Annotated in this window: 17 protein-coding genes; 12 read left to right on the top strand and 5 right to left on the bottom strand. The window is 70.5% G+C overall.

Annotated features, from left to right (window positions below; all coding sequences use genetic code 11):
- Positions 1 to 19: 19 nt before the first annotated feature.
- The 7 genes from CRYAR_RS12595 (at position 20) to CRYAR_RS12565 (ending at position 7,777) form a co-directional block, all read left to right on the top strand.
- Positions 20 to 1,312, top strand: coding sequence for an ABC transporter substrate-binding protein (locus CRYAR_RS12595; RefSeq protein WP_035850793.1), 1,293 nt, complete (start codon positions 20 to 22; stop codon positions 1,310 to 1,312).
- 241 nt (positions 1,313 to 1,553) lie between these two features.
- Positions 1,554 to 2,846, top strand: coding sequence for an ABC transporter substrate-binding protein (locus CRYAR_RS12590; RefSeq protein ID WP_035850791.1), 1,293 nt, complete (start codon positions 1,554 to 1,556; stop codon positions 2,844 to 2,846).
- 61 nt (positions 2,847 to 2,907) lie between these two features.
- Positions 2,908 to 3,876 carry a carbohydrate ABC transporter permease gene (locus CRYAR_RS12585; protein ID WP_035850789.1) on the top strand — a complete coding sequence of 323 codons (969 nt, stop codon included), beginning with the start codon at positions 2,908 to 2,910 and terminating at the stop codon, positions 3,874 to 3,876.
- A complete protein-coding gene (locus tag CRYAR_RS12580; RefSeq protein WP_035850786.1) occupies positions 3,869 to 4,708 on the top strand; it encodes a carbohydrate ABC transporter permease in 840 nt (279 codons plus the stop codon). The genes CRYAR_RS12585 and CRYAR_RS12580 overlap by 8 nt, the downstream gene beginning before the upstream one ends.
- Before the next feature lie 8 nt (positions 4,709 to 4,716).
- Complete coding sequence (locus tag CRYAR_RS12575) at positions 4,717 to 6,054, top strand: GH1 family beta-glucosidase (protein WP_211247409.1); 1,338 nt, start codon at positions 4,717 to 4,719, stop codon at positions 6,052 to 6,054.
- Positions 6,055 to 6,101: 47 nt separating this feature from the next.
- Positions 6,102 to 7,304 (top strand): MFS transporter, encoded by a 1,203-nt coding sequence (locus tag CRYAR_RS12570; RefSeq protein WP_035850782.1) that lies wholly within the window; start codon positions 6,102 to 6,104, stop codon positions 7,302 to 7,304.
- Positions 7,305 to 7,429: 125 nt separating this feature from the next.
- A complete protein-coding gene (locus tag CRYAR_RS12565; RefSeq protein WP_035850780.1) occupies positions 7,430 to 7,777 on the top strand; it encodes a histone-like nucleoid-structuring protein Lsr2 in 348 nt (115 codons plus the stop codon).
- Positions 7,778 to 7,901: 124 nt separating this feature from the next.
- On the opposite strand, the gene CRYAR_RS46970 is transcribed toward CRYAR_RS12565, so the two are convergent.
- The 3 genes from CRYAR_RS46970 to CRYAR_RS12550 form a co-directional block, all read right to left on the bottom strand.
- Positions 7,902 to 8,693, bottom strand: coding sequence for a hypothetical protein (locus CRYAR_RS46970; protein ID WP_157017618.1), 792 nt, complete (start codon positions 8,691 to 8,693; stop codon positions 7,902 to 7,904).
- A gap of 219 nt (positions 8,694 to 8,912) precedes the next feature.
- Complete coding sequence (locus tag CRYAR_RS12555) at positions 8,913 to 9,572, bottom strand: TetR/AcrR family transcriptional regulator (protein ID WP_035850774.1); 660 nt, start codon at positions 9,570 to 9,572, stop codon at positions 8,913 to 8,915.
- 31 nt (positions 9,573 to 9,603) lie between these two features.
- Positions 9,604 to 10,605, bottom strand: coding sequence for a hypothetical protein (locus tag CRYAR_RS12550; RefSeq protein WP_051570082.1), 1,002 nt, complete (start codon positions 10,603 to 10,605; stop codon positions 9,604 to 9,606).
- A 178-nt stretch (positions 10,606 to 10,783) separates the two neighbouring features.
- On the opposite strand from CRYAR_RS12550, the gene CRYAR_RS12545 reads away from it, so the two are divergent.
- From CRYAR_RS12545 to CRYAR_RS12530, 4 genes are all read left to right on the top strand, one after another.
- A complete protein-coding gene (locus tag CRYAR_RS12545) occupies positions 10,784 to 11,848 on the top strand; it encodes a lysylphosphatidylglycerol synthase transmembrane domain-containing protein (protein WP_211247408.1) in 1,065 nt (354 codons plus the stop codon).
- A gap of 56 nt (positions 11,849 to 11,904) precedes the next feature.
- Positions 11,905 to 12,684, top strand: a complete 780-nt coding sequence (locus CRYAR_RS12540) for an LLM class F420-dependent oxidoreductase (protein WP_035850771.1) — start codon at positions 11,905 to 11,907, stop codon at positions 12,682 to 12,684.
- 182 nt (positions 12,685 to 12,866) lie between these two features.
- Positions 12,867 to 13,307, top strand: a complete 441-nt coding sequence (locus tag CRYAR_RS12535; protein WP_051570081.1) for a hypothetical protein — start codon at positions 12,867 to 12,869, stop codon at positions 13,305 to 13,307.
- A gap of 46 nt (positions 13,308 to 13,353) precedes the next feature.
- A complete protein-coding gene (locus CRYAR_RS12530; RefSeq protein WP_211247407.1) occupies positions 13,354 to 14,565 on the top strand; it encodes an MFS transporter in 1,212 nt (403 codons plus the stop codon).
- Here CRYAR_RS12530 and CRYAR_RS12525 read toward each other — a convergent pair.
- On the bottom strand, positions 14,541 to 15,776 hold the full coding sequence (locus tag CRYAR_RS12525) for a serine hydrolase domain-containing protein (RefSeq protein ID WP_035850768.1): 1,236 nt from the start codon (positions 15,774 to 15,776) through the stop codon (positions 14,541 to 14,543). The two genes, CRYAR_RS12530 and CRYAR_RS12525, sit on opposite strands and share 25 nt — an antisense overlap.
- 134 nt (positions 15,777 to 15,910) lie before the next feature.
- Between CRYAR_RS12525 and CRYAR_RS12520 the strand changes: the two genes are divergently transcribed.
- Positions 15,911 to 16,924: a medium chain dehydrogenase/reductase family protein gene (locus tag CRYAR_RS12520; RefSeq protein WP_035850765.1), complete on the top strand. Its 1,014-nt coding sequence runs from the start codon at positions 15,911 to 15,913 to the stop codon at positions 16,922 to 16,924.
- A 332-nt stretch (positions 16,925 to 17,256) separates the two neighbouring features.
- On the opposite strand, the gene CRYAR_RS12515 is transcribed toward CRYAR_RS12520, so the two are convergent.
- On the bottom strand, positions 17,257 to 17,679 hold the full coding sequence (locus CRYAR_RS12515; RefSeq protein ID WP_035850762.1) for a hypothetical protein: 423 nt from the start codon (positions 17,677 to 17,679) through the stop codon (positions 17,257 to 17,259).
- Positions 17,680 to 17,713: the final 34 nt, after the last annotated feature.

The raw sequence follows: 17,713 nt of genomic DNA, 5'->3' as shown, positions 1-17,713 counted from the left end.
CGAACTGAAAGGACAACGTGTGTTCAAGCGACGATTAGCCGCCGTTGCCGTCGGAACGTTGCTGGCGTCCACTTTGGCGGCGTGTGGCGGGGGTGACTCCGGTGGAGACACCAAGACCCTCACCTACTGGGCCAGCAACCAGAGCACCAGCCTGGAGAAGGACGCCGAGATCCTGAAGCCGGAGCTCGCGAAGTTCGAGAAGCAGACCGGTATCAAGGTCAAGCTCGAGGTCGTTCCCTGGTCGGATCTGCTCAACCGCCTGCTCGCCGCCGCCACCAGCGGCCAGGGCCCCGACGTGGTCAACATCGGTAACACCTGGTCGGCGTCCCTGCAGGCCACCGACGCGTTCGTGCCGTTCGACGACGCGACGCTGGAGAAGATCGGCGGCAAGAGCCGCTTCGTGCCCGCCGCTCTCGCCGCGGCCGGCGCCGAGGGCAAGCCCCCGACGGCGGTGCCGATCTACTCCCTGGCCTACTCGCTCTACTACAACAAGAAGATGTTCGCCGAGGCCGGCATCGCGAACCCGCCGACGACCTGGGAAGAACTGGTCACCTACGGGAAGAAGCTGACCACGGGCGGCAAGTGGGGCCTGGCGATCGAAGGCGCCCACATCTCCGAGAACTCGCACCACGCGTTCGCCTTCTCGCAGCAGTACGGCGGCGAGTGGTTCGACAAATCGGGCAAGGCGACGTTCGACAGCCCGGAGAACGCGCAGGCGATCAAGCGCTACATCGACTTCATCGCGGTCGACAAGATCTCCAACCCGGGTAACGCCGAGTACGCGCAGAACCAGTCGGTGGCCGACTTCGCCAGCGGCAAGGCCGCGATGCTGCTCTGGCAGGCCGTCGGATCGCAGCTCACGCTGCGCAACATGCCGGCCGACGACTGGGGCGTCGCGCCCGTGCCGTTCCTGGCCAGCCCGCCGGCCAACGGCAAGAAGGTCAACAGCATGGTCGCCGGCATCAACATCGCGATCTTCAAGCACTCCAAGAACCAGGAGGGTGCTCTGGACTTCGTGAAGTTCATGACCAGCGACGAGGAGCAGGCCCTGCTCAACAAGACCTACGGCTCGCTGCCGTCGGTCACCACGGTCTCCGACGACCCGGCGTTCGCGAAGCCGGAGCAGAAGACCATTCAGGACACGCTGGCCACCAGCGCGGCCCCGCTGCCGCAGGTCGCCCAGGAGAGCCAGTTCGAGACGCTCGTCGGCGGGCTCATGAAGGACCTGTTCGCCGAAGCCGCCAAGGGCAAGTCCCCGTCGGTCGCGGAGATCCAGGAGAAGTTGAAGAAGGCTCAGGAGCAAGTGAAGTAGGACGCTGCGGAGCGGCCCGGGTGTGCGCCCCGGGCCGTTCACAGGAAAGCGCTTACACTTCGGCGCTCGTAACCGTCCGTTCGTCGCTCCGATCCGCAACACAACGAACACAATGTCGAAATATCCCTACGCTTTGGACTCCGCCGCTCCAAAACCTGCTGGTCACTCGGCCTAGGTTCCGCGCGCCTCGAACCCAGGACTCCTTAGCCGAGTAGGCCGGCGTCTCTGGAAAGGACAGCGTGTGTTCAAGCGACGAATCGCCGCGGTAGCCGCCGCCGGCTTACTGGCATCCACTTTGGCGGCCTGTGGCGGGGGTGACTCGGGCAGCGACGCCAAGACCCTCACCTACTGGGCCAGCAATCAGAGCATCAGCCTCGACAAGGACGCCGAGATCCTGAAGCCGGAGCTCGCGAAGTTCGAGAAGCAGACCGGTATCAAGGTCAAGTTCGAGGTCGTTCCGTGGTCGGATCTGCTCAATCGGTTGCTCGCCGCCGCCACCAGCGGCCAGGGCCCGGACGTCGTCAACATCGGTAACACGTGGTCGGCGTCCTTGCAGGCCACCGACGCGTTCGTGCCGTTCGACGACGCCACGATCGAGAAGGTCGGCGGCAAGAGCCGCTTCGTCCCGTCCGCGCTGGCCGCGGCGGGCGCCGAGGGCAAGCCCCCGACGGCGGTGCCGATCTACTCCCTGGCCTACTCGCTCTACTACAACAAGAAGATGTTCGCCGACGCCGGCATCGCCAAGCCTCCGGCGACGTGGGAGGAGCTCGTCGCCGACGGCAAGAAGCTGAGCAAGGGCGGCAAGTGGGGCCTGGCGCAGGAGGGCGCGCACATCTCGGCGCACTCGCACCACGCGTTCACGTTCTCGCAGCAGTACGGCGGCGAGTGGTTCGACAAATCGGGCAAGCCGACGTTCGGCACCCCGCAGAACGCCCAGGCGATCAAGCGGTACGTCGACTTCCTGGCGGCCGACAAGATCACGAACCCGGGTAACGCCGAGTACGCGCAGAACGAGTCGGTGAACGACTTCGCCAACGGCAAGGCCGCGATGCTGCTCTGGCAGGCGGCCGGCAACCAGCTGGCCCTGCACGGCATGAAGCCCGAGCAGTGGGGCGTCGCTCCGGTTCCGTTCCCGGCCACCGCTCCGGCCGGGGGCAAGAAGGTCAACAGCATGGTCGCCGGCATCAACATCGCGATCTTCAAGCACTCCAAGAACCAGGAGGGTGCTCTGGACTTCGTGAAGTTCATGACCAGTGACGAGGAGCAGATCGCCCTCAACAAGGCTTACGGCTCGCTGCCGTCGGTCACCACGGTCTCCGACGACCCGGCGTTCTCCGGTCCCGAGCAGAAGGTGATCGCGGAGACGCTCGCCACCACGGCCGCCCCGCTGCCGCAGGTGCCGGAGGAGAGCCAGTACGAAACGCTCGTCGGCAACGTCATGAACGACCTTTTCGCCGAAGCCGCCAAGGGCAAGTCCCCGTCGGTCGCCGACATCGAGAAGAAGCTGAAGACAGCCGAGGAGCAGGTCAAGTAAGGCGCCGCGACCAGGGTCCGGGACTCACCTCCCGGGCCCTCGTCGGGAAAGGACATCCCGCATGGCAACGACGATCACGGCGCCCGACGAGGCGCCCCCCGACCCCGGCTCACCACCCCGCCGCAAACGGCGCCGAACGCCGGCCCTCCCCTATTTACTGCTGATTCCGGCGATCGTGCTGGAGCTGGCGGTGCACGTGATCCCGATGCTCACCGGCATCTGGATGAGCCTGAAGGAGCTGACCCAGTTCCACATCCGGGACTGGAGCGGCGCACCGTTCATCGGTCTCGACAACTACAAGGTCGCGCTGGACTTCAACAGCGCCACCGGCAAGGAACTGCTGCACTCGTTCTGGGTGACGGCCCTCTGCACGATCCTGGTCGTCGGGCTGTCGTACGGACTCGGTCTGGCCGCCGCGGTGCTCCTGCAGCGCCCGTTCCGCGGCCGGGCGCTCCTCCGGACACTGTTCCTGACGCCCTACGCGCTGCCGGTCTACGCCGGGGTGATCATCTGGAGCTTCCTGCTGCAGCGGGACACCGGAGCGCTCAACCACATTCTCGTCGACCAGTTGCACGTCGTCGACGACCGGCCGTTCTGGCTGATCGGCGGCAACAGCTTCTGGTCGCTGGTGATCGTCATGGTCTGGCGGCACTGGCCGTTCGCGTTCCTCTGCCTGATGGCGGGGCTGCAGGGCATTCCGCAGGACCTCTACGAGGCCGCGTACATGGACGGTGCGGGCTTCTGGCGCCGGCTGCGCGCGGTGACGCTGCCGATGCTCGGCCCGGTCAACCAGGTGCTGCTCCTGGTGCTGTTCCTCTGGACCTTCAACGACTTCAACACCCCGTACGTCCTGTTCGGTAAGGCAGCTCCGGACCAGGCCGACCTGATCTCGATCCACATCTATGAGAGTTCGTTCGTGACCTGGAACTTCGGTCTCGGCTCGGCGATGTCGGTCGCGTTGCTGCTCTTCCTGAGCGTCGTCTCGGGGATCTACCTGTTCCTGACGAGGAAGGCGCGCGCCGATGCGTGAGACCACCGCCGAGCGCTGGTCGCGCCGGATCGTCCTGACGCTGCTCACGCTGTTCGTGCTCGTCCCGCTCTACGTCATGCTGTCGACGGCGGTCAAGCCGCTCAGCGACGTCCGGGACGCGTTCACGTGGCTGCCGAAGCGGCTGTCGTTCGAAGCGTTCGTCGACATGTGGGACACCGTTCCGCTCGGGCAGTACCTGGTCAACAGCCTGATCGTGTCGACCGCGGCGGCGGTGCTCTCGGTCGCGATCGCGATCCTCGCCGCCTACGCGACGAGCCGTTGGCGCTTCCGCGGCCGCGGGTTGTTCCTCGCCAGCGCGCTGTCCACCCAGATGTTCCCGGGCATCCTGTTCCTGCTGCCGCTGTTCCTGATCTACGTCAACGTCGGCCGGGCCACCGGAATCGAGCTCTACGCGAGCCGGACCGGTCTGGTCATCACCTATCTGACGTTCTCGTTGCCGTTCTCGATCTGGATGCTCGTCGGCTATTTCGACGCGATTCCCAAGGAACTGGACGAGGCCGCAGCGGTGGACGGCGCCGGACCGATGCGCATTTTGTTCCGGGTCCTGATCCCGACGGCCGTGCCGGGCATTCTCGCGGTCACGGTCTACGCGTTCATGACCGCCTGGGGTGAAGTGCTGTTCGCCTCGGTCATGACCGACGAGACGACACGCACGGTCGCGGTCGGCCTGTCCGGCTATTCGACGCAGTACGACGTCTATTGGAACCAGATCATGGCGGCGTCGCTCGTCGTCAGCGTTCCGGTCGTCGCGGCATTCCTGTTCCTGCAGAAGTACTTCGTGGCGGGTCTGACCGCCGGCGCGGTTAAGTGAGGGTTACTGTGCACCACCTTCCCCAGGATTTCGTGTGGGGTGTCGCGACGGCGGCGTACCAGATCGAGGGGGCGGTCGACGTCGACGGCCGCTCGCCCTCGATCTGGGACACCTTCGGGCGCGTTCCGGGCGCGATCGCCAACGGTGACACCGGCGACGTGGCCTGCGACCACTACCACCGGTGGCCGGAGGACCTCGGGCTGATCCGCGAGCTCGGGGTCGACGCGTACCGGTTCTCGGTGGCCTGGCCGCGCGTGATCCCGACCGGCACCGGCGCGGTCAACGCGAAGGGCCTGGCGTTCTACGACCGGCTCGTCGACGAGTTGCTCGCCGCCGGGATCCGGCCGTTCGTCACGCTCTACCACTGGGACCTGCCGCAGGTGCTGCAGGACAAGGGCGGCTGGCCGGCCCGCCACACCGCGGAAGCGTTCGCGGACTACGCCGCGGTGGTCGCGGGCGCGCTCGGCGACCGGGTCACCGACTGGACCACGGTCAACGAGCCGCTCTGCGTCGCCTGGATCGGGCACCTCGAGGGCACGATGGCGCCCGGCCTGCGTGACCTGCACCGCGCCATCGACGCCTCGCACCACGTGCTGCTCGGGCACGGCCTGGCGACGCAGGCGATCCGCGCGGCGGCGAGCGCGCGCGCCGACGTCGGCATCGTGCTGAACCCGAGCCCGGCCGACGCCGCGACCGACCGACCGGAGGACGCCGCGGCCGCCGTGCGCGCCGACGGGCACACGAACCGCTGGTGGCTCGACCCGCTCTACGGGCGCGGGTACCCGCGGGACATGGTCGAGACGTACGGGTACGAGCCGCCGGTGCTCGACGGCGACCTCGAGACGATCGCGACGCCCACCGACTACCTCGGCGTGAACTACTACTTCCGGGCCGTGGTGGCCGACGATCCGTCCGGCCCGGCGCCCTACGCCAAGCAGGTCGAGGTGTCCGGCCGGCACACCGCGATGGGCTGGGAGGTCAATCCGGGCGGCCTGGCCCGGATCCTGACGCGCATCGCCGCCGACTACGCCCCCGAGCGGATCTTCGTCACCGAGCAGGGTTCGGCCTGGCCCGACGTCGTGGAGCCGGACGGGTCGATCGCCGACAAGGACCGCATCGACTACCTCGAACAACACCTCGAGGCCATCAACGCGGCGGTCGACGCCGGCGTGCCGCTCGCCGGCTACTTCGTCTGGTCGCTGCTGGACAACCTCGAGTGGGCCTACGGCTACGACAAGCGCTTCGGGCTGGTCCACGTCGACTACGCCACCCAGCAGCGCACGATGAAGGCCAGCGGGCGCCGCTACGCGGAGATCGTTCGGGAGCACCGGGCCGCACGGGGGTAAACGTCCCCGGGTTACCGTTCTGCGGTCCCCGATTGAATGGTTTCACCATGTCTGCAGAAGCCCCCGCCGTCTCCCGGTCGGTCGTCGTCGCCTGGCGCAACGCGGTGTTCGCGGTGTTCGCGATCAACGGGTTCGCGCTGGCGACCTGGATGTCCCGGGTTCCCGCCGTCCGGGACGCCCTGGGCGCCTCGACCGCCGAGATGGGCTGGGTGGTCTTCAGCATCGCCGCCGGGTCGATCGTCGGGCTCTCCTCGGCCAGCCACGTGCTGGCCTGGGTCGGCTCGCGCCGGACGATCGCCGCCGCCGTCGTCGTGGGCTGCGTCGGTCTCTCGGTGGTGGGGCTCGGCTCGACGCTCTCCACGCACGGGGTGTTCGTCGTGGTCGGGCTGGCGCTGCTGGGCTGCGGCATGGGGATGTGCGACGTCGCCATGAACGTGGAGGGCGCGGCGGCCGAGCGCGAGCTCGGCCGCACGGTGATGCCGCTGTTCCACGCCGCGTTCAGCGGCGGCACGATCGCCGGTGCCGCCCTCGGTGCGCTGGCCGAGTGGGCCGACGTCTCCACCGCCGTGCACTTCGGCGCGATCGCGGTCGCGTCGGTGGCCGCGCTCGGCGTCTCGGTGCGGTTCCTTCATCTGGACGCCCAGGGCTTCGCCGGCGCCGGTGACGACGCCGCGCACCCGGGCTGGCGCGAGCGGCTGAGCATGTGGGCCGACCGGCGCACGCTGCTGATCGGGCTGATCGTGCTGGGCATGGCGTTCGCCGAGGGGTCGGCCAACGACTGGCTGGCGCTGGCCATGGTCGACGGTCACGACGTGAGCAACTCGACCGGCGCCGTCGTCTACGGCGTGTTCGTGACCGCGATGACCGTCGGCCGGGTCGCCGGCGTCTTCTTCCTCGACCGGTACGGACGGGTCCCGGTGCTGTGGACGACCACCGTGCTGGCCGCCGGTGGGTTGCTCATCGTGATCTTCGCCCCGTGGGCCGGCCTCGCGACGGCGGGCGTCGTGCTGTGGGGGCTCGGCGCCTCGCTCGGGTTCCCGGTCGGCATGTCGGCGGCCGCCGACGACAGCCGCACGGCGACGGCCCGGGTCAGCGTCGTCGCGACGATCGGTTACTTCGCGTTCCTGGTCGGGCCGCCCTCGATCGGTTTCCTGGGCGACGGCGTCGGCCTTCTCCACGCGCTGCTGCTGGTGTTCGCGCTGATCATCGTCGCCGGCTTCGCGACCCCGGCCGCCCGCGAGCGCGCCTGAATATTGCGCGGAATTTCTTCGGCTAATTGCGCCACGCGCGGACCGGGGAGAAGTCTCTTAGCGCTGAACACGTAGAGTATTGTGGGCCCCGCGCTTAAGTCCCCCTCTCTTTCCATGAGGTAACAATGGCTCGCAAGGTGCAAGTTCTCCTCGTCGATGACGTCGACGGCAGCACTGCTGACGAAACCGTGTCGTTCGGTCTCGACGGCGCGAACTACGAAATCGATCTGTCCACGACGAACGCCACCGCGTTTCGGGAGTCCTTGGCGAAGTACGTGGAATCCGCCCGAAAGGCCGGTCGTGGTGGCACGGGTAAAACCGGCCGGGCCGCCGGCCCCGCAAAGCCGTCACCGAGTGCCGACCGCGCACAGAACCAGGCGATTCGCGACTGGGCCAAGCGAAACGGACTGCAAGTGAGTGAGCGCGGCCGGATCCCGGCCGAGATCATCGAGAAGTACCACGCCGCTGCCTGAGGGTTTTCCGCCGTAATTTCGTGGGGATGGGGACGGCGGATTTCCATTCAGGCGCTGCATCGCGCATCGAGCATTTCTCCCCGGGCCGGCCTCCACGGAGGCCGGCCCGTCGAGTATTCGGCCCTTAGGCGAAACGCCGGGCCGAGTGGATGAGCTGGGCATCCGTCACCGAACGGTGGTAGCTCGTCAGGGTGGCCGCACCGGTGATCGCGATGGTCAGCGCGGCCACGAAACCGAGTCCGCCGAATGCGGCGATCCGCTCCAGGAAGCCGGAGTGCGAGGCGACGATCGCCGCCGCCGCGTAGAGTTCCGCGGCCGTCGTCGCCGCTCCCGCCGCCGCGATCACCGACCAGTGCAGACGCTCGGCGCGGTCACGCATCCAGCGCACCCAGCGCCACGACGCGTAGCCGGCGAGACCGCCGGTCGCGGCGAGGAACACCAGCCCGACCGCACCGGCTCCGGCGGCCCCCGGAAGCAGCGTGGCGACCGCGACCAGCGCGACGAGCACGGCCAGCACGCCGACGGTTCCGGCGAGGACGAACTCGGCCACGCGGGTACCCACGAACCCTCTCCGGCGGCGCGGCGCAGCCGCGGACGGCGTCCGGCCCCGGAGGAACGCCAGCACCGCGACCTCGATCGACGCGTGGGTCTGCGGGGCGACGGCCAGCCGCTCGGCCGCGAACGCCCAGGGCCGGTTCCGCGCTGCCGCCGACGTGGGCCGCGGTTCGGTCAGCGGGGTGGCGCAGGGCGCCGGACGGGTGGTGCCGGGCACCAGACTCAGGCGCTGCGCGGGGCGGGACTGACCGGTGCGGGCGATCGGGGGCCGGCCGGGCCCCGGACGCGTCGCCGCGCCGGGCTTACCGGACGTTCGGCCGCTCGGCCTCGTCGCCACCGAACCGGAGATTGCATGGTCCATCGTGGACCTCCCCCCACCGAGACCCGCAGCGCGGTCGACAGCCGTGGCCGATAAATATCGACCTTTTCGCCCCTTGCGCCACCCCAATATCTGATCAACCCGTAAACAGGAAGTACCCGGCCTTCCGGGCATCATGCTATTTCGTACCGATTTACGGCCACAAGTCACGTTTCTGCATCGCCGCCGCACTCCGCGGCATGTCTCGCGCGGCTCGCCGGTTCACCCGGGCCCCGCGGCGCCGAACGGGCGAAGCTCAGCGGTGAGGACCGCGTCGAGGTCGCCGGTGAGGTAACGGTCGATCACCGGAGCGACCACCTGAATCACGTCCGCCACCGGCATGCTCGCCATCGGGTCGGTCGGCACCACGTAGCGCAGGAACGCCATCCCGAGCAGCTGCGTCGCGGCCAGCGGCACTCGGCGCGCGGCGCGCTCCGCGCCGATGTGCTCGGCGATCGGCCCGATGAACTGGCGCCCCATCAACTGCCGGATCGCGTTGCGCGCTTCCGGCTCGGACGCCGCGCTCAGCGCCATCGCGGTGAGCGCGGGCCGGGTCTCGGAGCGCTCCCAGAGACCGAAGTAGAAGGTGGCCATCCGGGTGCCGAGCGTGCCCTCGGCCGCGGCGACACTCGCGGCGACGTCCTCGGGCGGGCCGACGATCAGCTCGAGGCTGGCGCGGAAGAGATCTTCCTTGCTGGTGAAGAACTGAATGACCAGCGAGGGGTCCACGCCGGCGTCGCGGGCGATCGAGCGGATCGTCGCTTTCCCGTAGCCGTGCGTGGCGAACGCCGACCGTGCCGCGGCCAGGACGGCCTCCCGGGTGTTCGGCGACCCCGGCCGTCTCCCCCGCCGGCGGCCACCCCCGCCGCCCGGCTCGTCCATTGCCGAAACATAGCCCACTCCCCCGTCCCGGTCAGACCGGCAACGCGTCCGCGGGGACCGGTGCCGGCGGCTCGGCTCGCGTCCGCCACGCGGCGACGGCGTTGAGCAGGAGGGCGACGGTGACCCAGCCGGTCAGCACGGCCAGCGCGGTGGCGGTACCGGCGCCGTCGAAGTAGGCGTTGCCGCGCAGCAGCGTCGCGCCGGCCCCGGGCGGCAACAGCTGACCGAGCGTGCTCCAGCCGGACGGCAGGAACTCCGGCCCGGACGCGAGCCCGGACAGCGGGTTGCCCACCAGCACGAACGTCGCCGCCCCGAGCCCGAACCCGGCGACGCCGAGCAGCGCCTCCAGCCCCAGCACGGTGAGCGAGACCGCAGCCATCCCGAACGCCAGTCCGAGCGCCACCGGTGCGAAGTTCGCGTCGACCGACCCGAACCACCAGGTCAGCACCGACGCGACGAGGGCTCCTTCGACGAGCGCGAACGCCAGCGCCGCCCCCACCCGCATCCACGGGCGCCCGGGGAACCGCCGGGTGAGCACCAGCGCCGGCAGGATCCCGCCGAGCACCAGCGGCAACCCGACTGCGGCGAGCCCGGCCCCACGGGCGTCGTCGGCGGGCAGGGGGCGGACGTCGACGGTGGTCGCGGTGGAACCCGAGCGGCCGGCCAGTGCGGTGCCGAGGCTGCCGAGGCCCTGGGCGATCGCCGGGCTGGCGGCGCTCGCGGTGAGCACCGTGACACCGCCGGAGCCGAGCACGAGTCCGCCGTACACGTCGCGGTCGGCGATCGCGGCCCGCAGCGCCCGCTCGTCGCCGTACCGGCGGGGCGCGAACCCGCCCGGGGCCGCCCGGTCCAGCGCCTGCTCGACGGCCGTCGCGCCGGCCGGTGGGGCGACGACACCGATCGGGACGTCGTGCGGCCCGCCGTTCACCGCGGGCAACCCGAAGGCCACGAGCATCAGGCCGACGACGAGCGCGAGCCCGAGCACGATGCCGGCCGCCTCCACCCCTACCCGCCGGTTCCGGACGGTCTCCATGACCGCTCCTCCTCGTCTAATTCAACAGCTGTGGATTTTTGAATCACCACGACGGTAGACCCGCGTCGTGCTTAAATCAACAGCCGTTGAGAAACCTGCCGTGCCAGCCTCGCGGCCGCTCGCCGCGGTGGGCGATTAACGTAGATAGTCGGAATACGTCCGAGGGGAGCCGATGCCGATGAACGGCGACACGACCTCCCTCGCCTCCACCCGGGCCGAACCGGGCGGTGCGCGGCGGATGTCGGTGCGGCGAACCGTGCCGATCGTGGTCGTCGCGGCGATCCTGGTGGTCGAGGCGATCGTCGGCTGGTCGTCGCTGACCGCCGCGTTCGACGAGCTGCACACCCCGCACTGGGGCTGGGTCACGCTCGCCGTCGTCGCCGAGCTCGTCTCGATGGGCGGTTACGCCCGGATGCAGCGCCGGCTGCTCCGCTCGGCCGGCACCACCGTGCACCTCGGGCGGCACGTCGCGCTGGCGTTCGCCGCACACTCGCTGTCGGTGAGCCTGCCCGGCGGGCCCCTGTTCTCGACCCGCTACAACTTCCAGCAGATGCGGCGGTACGGCGCTTCGGCCGCCGCGGCCTCCTGGTGCATCGCGCTCAGCGGCGTGCTCTCGAGCGTCGCGCTGGTGTTGATCGGCGCCGCGGGCGCGCTGCTGGCCGGGAGCGGTGGCGGCCTGTCCACGCTGATGACGTACCTGGTCGTCGGGCTGGCGCTGGCGCTGGCGGTCCGGGCGATGGCCCGGCACCCGCAGTGGCTGACGACGGTGGCCGGTGCGATCGAGTCCGTGGCCGCCCGGGTCCGGCACCGGCCGGGCGGCCGGAGCGGGCGTCTCGTCGCGCTCGTCGACGAACTCACCTCCGTGCGCATCCGGCCGTTCGACCTCGCGGTCGCGTCGTACTTCGCGCTGGCGAACTGGCTGCTCGACGCGCTCTGCCTGTGGCTGTGCTGCCGGGCGGTCGGGGCGCCGCACATCACCGTGGTCGCGCTGGTACTGGCCTACTGCGCCGGCATGGCGGCGGCCAGCATCCCGCTGGTACCGGGCAACCTCGGCGTCGTCGACGGCGCGCTCATCGTCGGTCTGGTCGCCGGAGGGCTGGTGACGAGCACGGCGATCGCGGCGGTCGTGCTCTACCGGATCGTCAGCCTCGGGTTCATCATCACGGCCGGGTGGATCGTGTGGCTGCTCATCCGCCGGCGCCAACGCCGCGATCCGCTGCGCGGGCCGGCCACGATCCCCTGACGCGCCGCGCCACGGGCGCCCGAACCGGACATCGAGGATCGAATTAGGCTCAGGGGATGAGCACCAGTGCCATTCGCGTCGGGGTGCAGATCCAGCCCCAGCACGCCGACTACCAGTCCATCCGCCGGGCCGCCGCCGAGGCGGAAGAGATCGGCGCCGACATCCTGTTCAACTGGGACCACTTCTATCCGCTCTACGGCGAGCCCGACGGCAAGCACTTCGAGTGCTGGTCGATCCTCGCCGCCTGGGCCGAGCAGACCTCGCGCGCCGAGATCGGCGCCCTGGTCACCTGCAACAGCTACCGCAACCCGGAGCTGCTCGCCGACATGGCGCGCACCGTCGACCACATCAGCGACGGCCGCCTGATCCTGGGCCTCGGAGCGGGCTGGTTCGAGCGGGACTACGACGAGTACGGCTACGAGTTCGGCACCGCGGGCGGGCGGCTGGCCGACCTCGCCCAGGCGCTGCCGCGGATCGAGTCGCGCCTCGGCCGGCTGAACCCGGCGCCCACCCGGGACATCCCGAAGCTGATCGGCGGTGGGGGCGAGAAGAAGACGCTGCGCCTGGTCGCCGAGCACGCCGACATCTGGCACAGCTTCGGCGACGCCCCGACGATCGAGCGCAAGATCGGCATCCTGCGTCAGCACTGCGCCGACGTGGGGCGCGACCCGGCCGAGATCGAGATCTCCACGGCCGCCGAGGGCAAGCCCGCCGACGCCGGCGACACCCTCTACGACCTGGGCGTCCGGCTCTTCACGATCGGGGTCGGCGGCCCCGATTACGACCTGTCCGCACTGCGCGAATGGGTGGCCTGGCGCGACGAGCGCAACGGCTGACCACCCCGGGGGCGGCTCGACCGGGCTGCCCCCGGAACCTCCTTGAATGGCGTTTTGAACCTTATTCAACGTGGCGTCGCAGTGCATTAAAGGAAGCTTAAGTAACGAACCGAATAGCCCTTTCCCTCGTACTGAATTCCTATTCTGAACAACGCATGGTCAATCGACGAGGGAGGACGGCGATGGGCCTCGACACGATCGATCACGCCCCCACCGAGACGTGGTCGCCTCCCCCACCGATCAGCTGGCCGCCCGCCCCGGCACCCCCGCGCCGGCGCCGCCCCTACCTCGCCGCCGCGCTCGGCCTGGTCTGCGGAGCGCTCGTCGTCGGCGGCGCCTGGTTCGGAACGTCCCTGCTCAACCCACCCGCACCGGGCCCGGCCGACGACGCGGCCGCGGCCTGCCGCATCCTCGGCGACCTGCCGGCGTTCACGGCCGAACGCGTGCTGCGCTCGGAGAGCGCGGAGCTTCGCACGGCCGGAGAACTGAGCGCAGCCGCCGCGGCCGGCGACGAGCGGTACCGCAGCCTGGCCGACGCCACCCGCCGGGTGTATCTGTCGAGCACCGAACTCGATACCACGGCCGCGAATAGGCAATTGGTAATCGCCCGCGCGGAATGCTGAGAACACTATTCATTCGCACGATCCGGGTGCGGGTAACGTACTGATCGTGCTCAAAGTCGGGATTCGGCGTCCGTCCCGCGTCACCGGGGATCGGCGTCTGCTGCAGGCCACCGCGCTGGTCAGCACGCTCGACCGGTTCGCGATGCCGCCGATGCTGATCGCGATCGCGCGTGATCTCGACGCGCCGCTCGCGCGGATCGTCCAGGCCGCGAGCGTCTACTTCCTGGCCTACGGGCTCATGCAGCCGGTGTGGGGGCTGATCTCCGACCGGGTCGGGCTGGTGCGCACGATGCGGTTCGCGCTGCTGATCGCCGGCCTGGCGACCGCGGTGTCCGCGCTGGTGGCCGGCCCGTTATCGCTCGCGCTGGCGCGGGGCGTCGCGGGCGGAACGTTCAGCGCCGGGATCCCCGCCGGGCTGGTGTACCTCGGTGACACCGTGCCGCCGGCCGACCGGCAGCGCGAGATCACCAACCTCATGTCGGGCAGCGCGATCGGTACGGCGCTGGGGGCCTCCGGGGCCGGCATCGTCGCTCAGCTCGCGAGCTGGCGGGTGACGTTCCTGATCACCTCGGTGTTCGCGTTCGTGCTGGTGCTCGGGTTGCGCTGGTTGACGCCGCCGCCGCGCGACCGGCAGGGCCAGCGGCTGGGCGCGGCCCTCGGGCAGGTCGCCCGGTCGCGGTGGGCGCTGCTGGTGCTGCTGCTGGCGTTCGGCGACGGCGTGGTGCTGCTCGGCGTCCTCACGTTGCTGCCGGCGGCGGTGGAGGCGGCCGGGACGGGGGCGGCCCTGTCGGGCTCGGTGACGGCGTTCTACGGGCTGGGCATGTTGGTGTTCGCGCGGGTGGCCGGAAGCCTGTCGCGGCGGCTCGGGCGGTGGCAGCTGCCGTCCCTCGGGGCGCTCGCCGCGTTCGTCGGCTGCGCCCTGGTCGCGGTGACGCAGACCCCGGTCGCCGCGATCGTGGTGGCGCTGCTGCTCGGGCTGGCCTGGGCGTGGCTGCACTCGACGCTGCAGACCTGGGTCACCGAGGTGCTGCCCGCGGTGCGGGCGACCGTGGTGTCGCTGTTCGCCGGGGCGCTGTTCACCGGGAGCGCGGTGGCGGCGCTGCTGGCCTCCGGGCCGGCCGGCCGGGGTGAGTACGGCTCGGTGTTCGCGGTGGCGACGGTGCTGATCGTGCCGGTGGGTGTGGCCGCCGGGATCGGGCGGGCGCGGTGGCGCCCGCCCGGCGGCCAGGAAAGCTACCGGTCGACGAGCGCCGAGTAGACGAGCTGGCGCAGCTGGCTGCGGATCGGGTAGGTGCTCGACGGCAGCAGCTGGGTGAGGAACACGACGACCAGGTCCTCGGCCGGGTCGACCCAGAACGCGGTGCTGGCCGCGCCGCCCCAGCCGAACTCGCCTGCGCTGCCGAGCGTGCGCGTCACGACCGGGTCGAGGAGCACCGAGACGCCGAGCCCGAACCCGACGCCGCGGAACGGGGTCTCGGCGAAGAGCGGCCGGCCGAACTGCTCGAGGTCGACGCCCCCGGGTAGGTGGTTGGCGCCCAGGAAGCGGACCGTGCGGTCGCCGAGCAGGCGGACGCCGTCGAGCTCGCCCCGCCGGAGCAGCATCTGCGCGAACCGGTGGTAGTCGTGCCGGGTCGAGACGAGGCCGCCGCCGCCGGAGAGGAAGCGCGGCGGCGTGAGCACCGCCCGCCCCATCGCGTCGCTGCGTACCAGCCCACCGGCCGGGGACGGCGTGTAGAGCGCGGCCAGGCGGTCGGCCTCGGGTTCGGGCACGGAGAACGCGGTGTCGGTCATGCCGAGCGGACCGAGGATGCGGTCGGCGAAGAACGTGTCGAGCGTCTGCCCCGACACCACTTCGACCAGACGCCCGAGGACGTCGGTGGCCACCGAGTAGTTCCACTCGCTCCCGGGCTGGAACGCCAGCGGGAGCCCGGCCCACGCGTCGACGCACGCGGCCAGGTCGAGCCCTCGCGGCGTGCCCCACTCGAAACCGTTCGCGCGGTAGATCTCGTCGAGCACGTCGACGTGGTGGAAGCCGTAGGTGAGCCCGGCGGTGTGGGTGAGCAGGTGCCAGATCCGCACCGGCTCGATCGCCGGCACCGTGACCGGTTTCGCGGCGGTACCGCCGACGAGGACGCGCTGCTCCGCGAACGCCGGGAGGTACCGGCTGACCGGGTCGGTCAGCTCGAACGCGCCCTCCTCGTAGAGCATCAGCGCCGCCACCGACGTGATCGGCTTGGTCATCGAGTAGATGCGGAACAGCGTGTCGTCGGTGACCGGCCGCCCGGCCTCGACGTCGCGGAGCCCGTAGCTGCTCGTGTGCGCGACCTGCCCGTGGCGGCTGACCAGTACCGACCAGCCCGGCAGCCGCCCGTCGTCGACGTAGCGGGCGAAGTGCCGGTCGAGCCGGGAGAGGCGGCCGGGGTCCAACCCGACCGCGAGCGGCTCGACCTCGACTACAGCGTTCGTCATGTTTCCTCCCGGGCGCCGGATTTCATCCTCGCGGCCGGGAGGCGCCGGGAGCCACCGGTTGACATCTTTCAGGTGTGAGTGTTCAATCACTCCTATGTGAGTGAGTGGTTGACCACTCTTACAAGGAGACCGCCATGATGACTGAAATCGTCCTTCCCGGCATCGTCGAGCCGGACGGCCTCGTCGTGTCCCGGCGCCCGCTCCCCGAGCCGGGCCCGGGCCAGGTGCGCCTCGGCGTCGAAGCCAGCGGCGTCTCGTTCGCCGAGCAGCAGATGCGCCGCGGCAAGTACTACGACCAGCCGCCGTTCCCCTTCGTCCCGGGCTACGACGCGGTCGGCACCGTGCACGCGACCGGCCCCGGCGTCGACCCCGCGCTGCGTGGCCGGCGGTTCGCCGCCCTGATCAAGGTCGGCGGCTGGGCCAGCGACGCGATCGTCGACGAAGGCGACCTGGTCCCGGTGCCGGACGGGGTGGACGCGGCCGCCGCCGAGACCGTCGTCGTCAACGGCGTCACCGCCTGGCAGATGCTGCACCGGCACGCGAAGGTCCGCCCCGGCGGCACGATCCTCGTGCACGGCGCGAACGGCGGGGTCGGCTCGACGCTCGTGCAGCTGGCCCGGCACGCCGGGATCCGGGTGCTGGGCACGGCGTCGGCACGCAACCACGACGCGGTGCGCACGCTCGGCGCCGAGCCGATCGACTACCGCTCCGACGTCCCGGCCCGGGTCCGCGAACTCGCGCCGGACGGCGTCGACGCGGTGTTCGACCACATCGGCGGCAAGAGCGTGCGCGACTCCTACCGGCTGCTCGCGAAGGGTGGGGCGCTCATCGCGTACGGCACCGCCTCGACGAAGAACGACCCCGGCAACTCCCAGCTACCGGTCCTGCGGCTGTTCGCGCGGCTGGCCTGGTGGAACGTGCTGCCGAACGGGCACCACACGATGTTCTACAACATCTGGACCGGACGCCGGAGCCGCGCCGCGTTCCAGGCCCGGCTGCGCGAAGACCTCACCCAGGTCCTCCGCCTGCTCGCCGACGGTGCGATCACCGCCCAGGTCGCGGCCCGCGTCCCACTGGCCAAGGCGTCCGACGCCCTGCGCCTGGCCGAGTCCGGCACGGTCACCGGAAAAGTCGTCCTGGTGCCGTGAGCAACGCCTTCCCCCCGACGGCCCGAGCGCCCGCACGTGCTCGAAGTTTCCGTTCCCCGCGCGCGGCCCCGACCGCGTGGGCACCGGCCGGCAGCGGCTCCACCGAGCACCCGCTCCCCCGGCCGGATCGCCGCGGCCTCGATCGACGCCAGCGCGGTCACCGCGTCGTGCGGCGCCGCCGCAGCGCTCGGCGCGTTCACGCCGGGCCGGCTCGCCCGCACCGCGCCCACCGGCTCCGGCACCTCCACCGGAACCAGAACCTCGGGCCCGCCGCACTCCGCTGCCTGGATGATCCGCGGGCCACAAGCGTCGGACCTCAACCGGACCGGAGGTCAGGCGTTGAATTCGGGCCCGTCCGTGCGGTACTTGTGATCGCGGTCGACGACGTGGATCTCGGTGTAGGAGTGCGCGTCCATCAGCCGGTCCCGGGTCGCCTCGACCATCGATCGGTGCCCGGCCTCGGCCTCCGCCCGGGAGTGCCAGCGCTCGATCCCACCGAAGTCGTCGTGGTGTTCGGCCAGGCCGCTGACGAGCGTCTCGTACTCGGCAATGCCCTCGCCCATCGCCCGGTTCGCCGGCAGCCACACCGTCGACACCGTCGCGACCTTGCCGCCCTGCATACCCCCGGAGTAGAGGTCGCTCAGCCCCACATGGAGGAGTTCCGGTGTGTTCTCCCAGGTGAACGTCGCCATGATCTCCGGCCCGGAGAGATCTTCCTCGACGCCGCGCTCGGTGAATCGGGTCTTGTCGCTCATCGCCTCTCATTCCACCCTAGAACCGATCATGAGG

Source organism: Cryptosporangium arvum DSM 44712 (assembly GCF_000585375.1).
Lineage (GTDB): Bacteria > Actinomycetota > Actinomycetes > Mycobacteriales > Cryptosporangiaceae > Cryptosporangium > Cryptosporangium arvum.
Note: the sequence above shows the minus strand (reverse complement) of the source record. Positions and strands in the feature narration are given on the sequence as shown.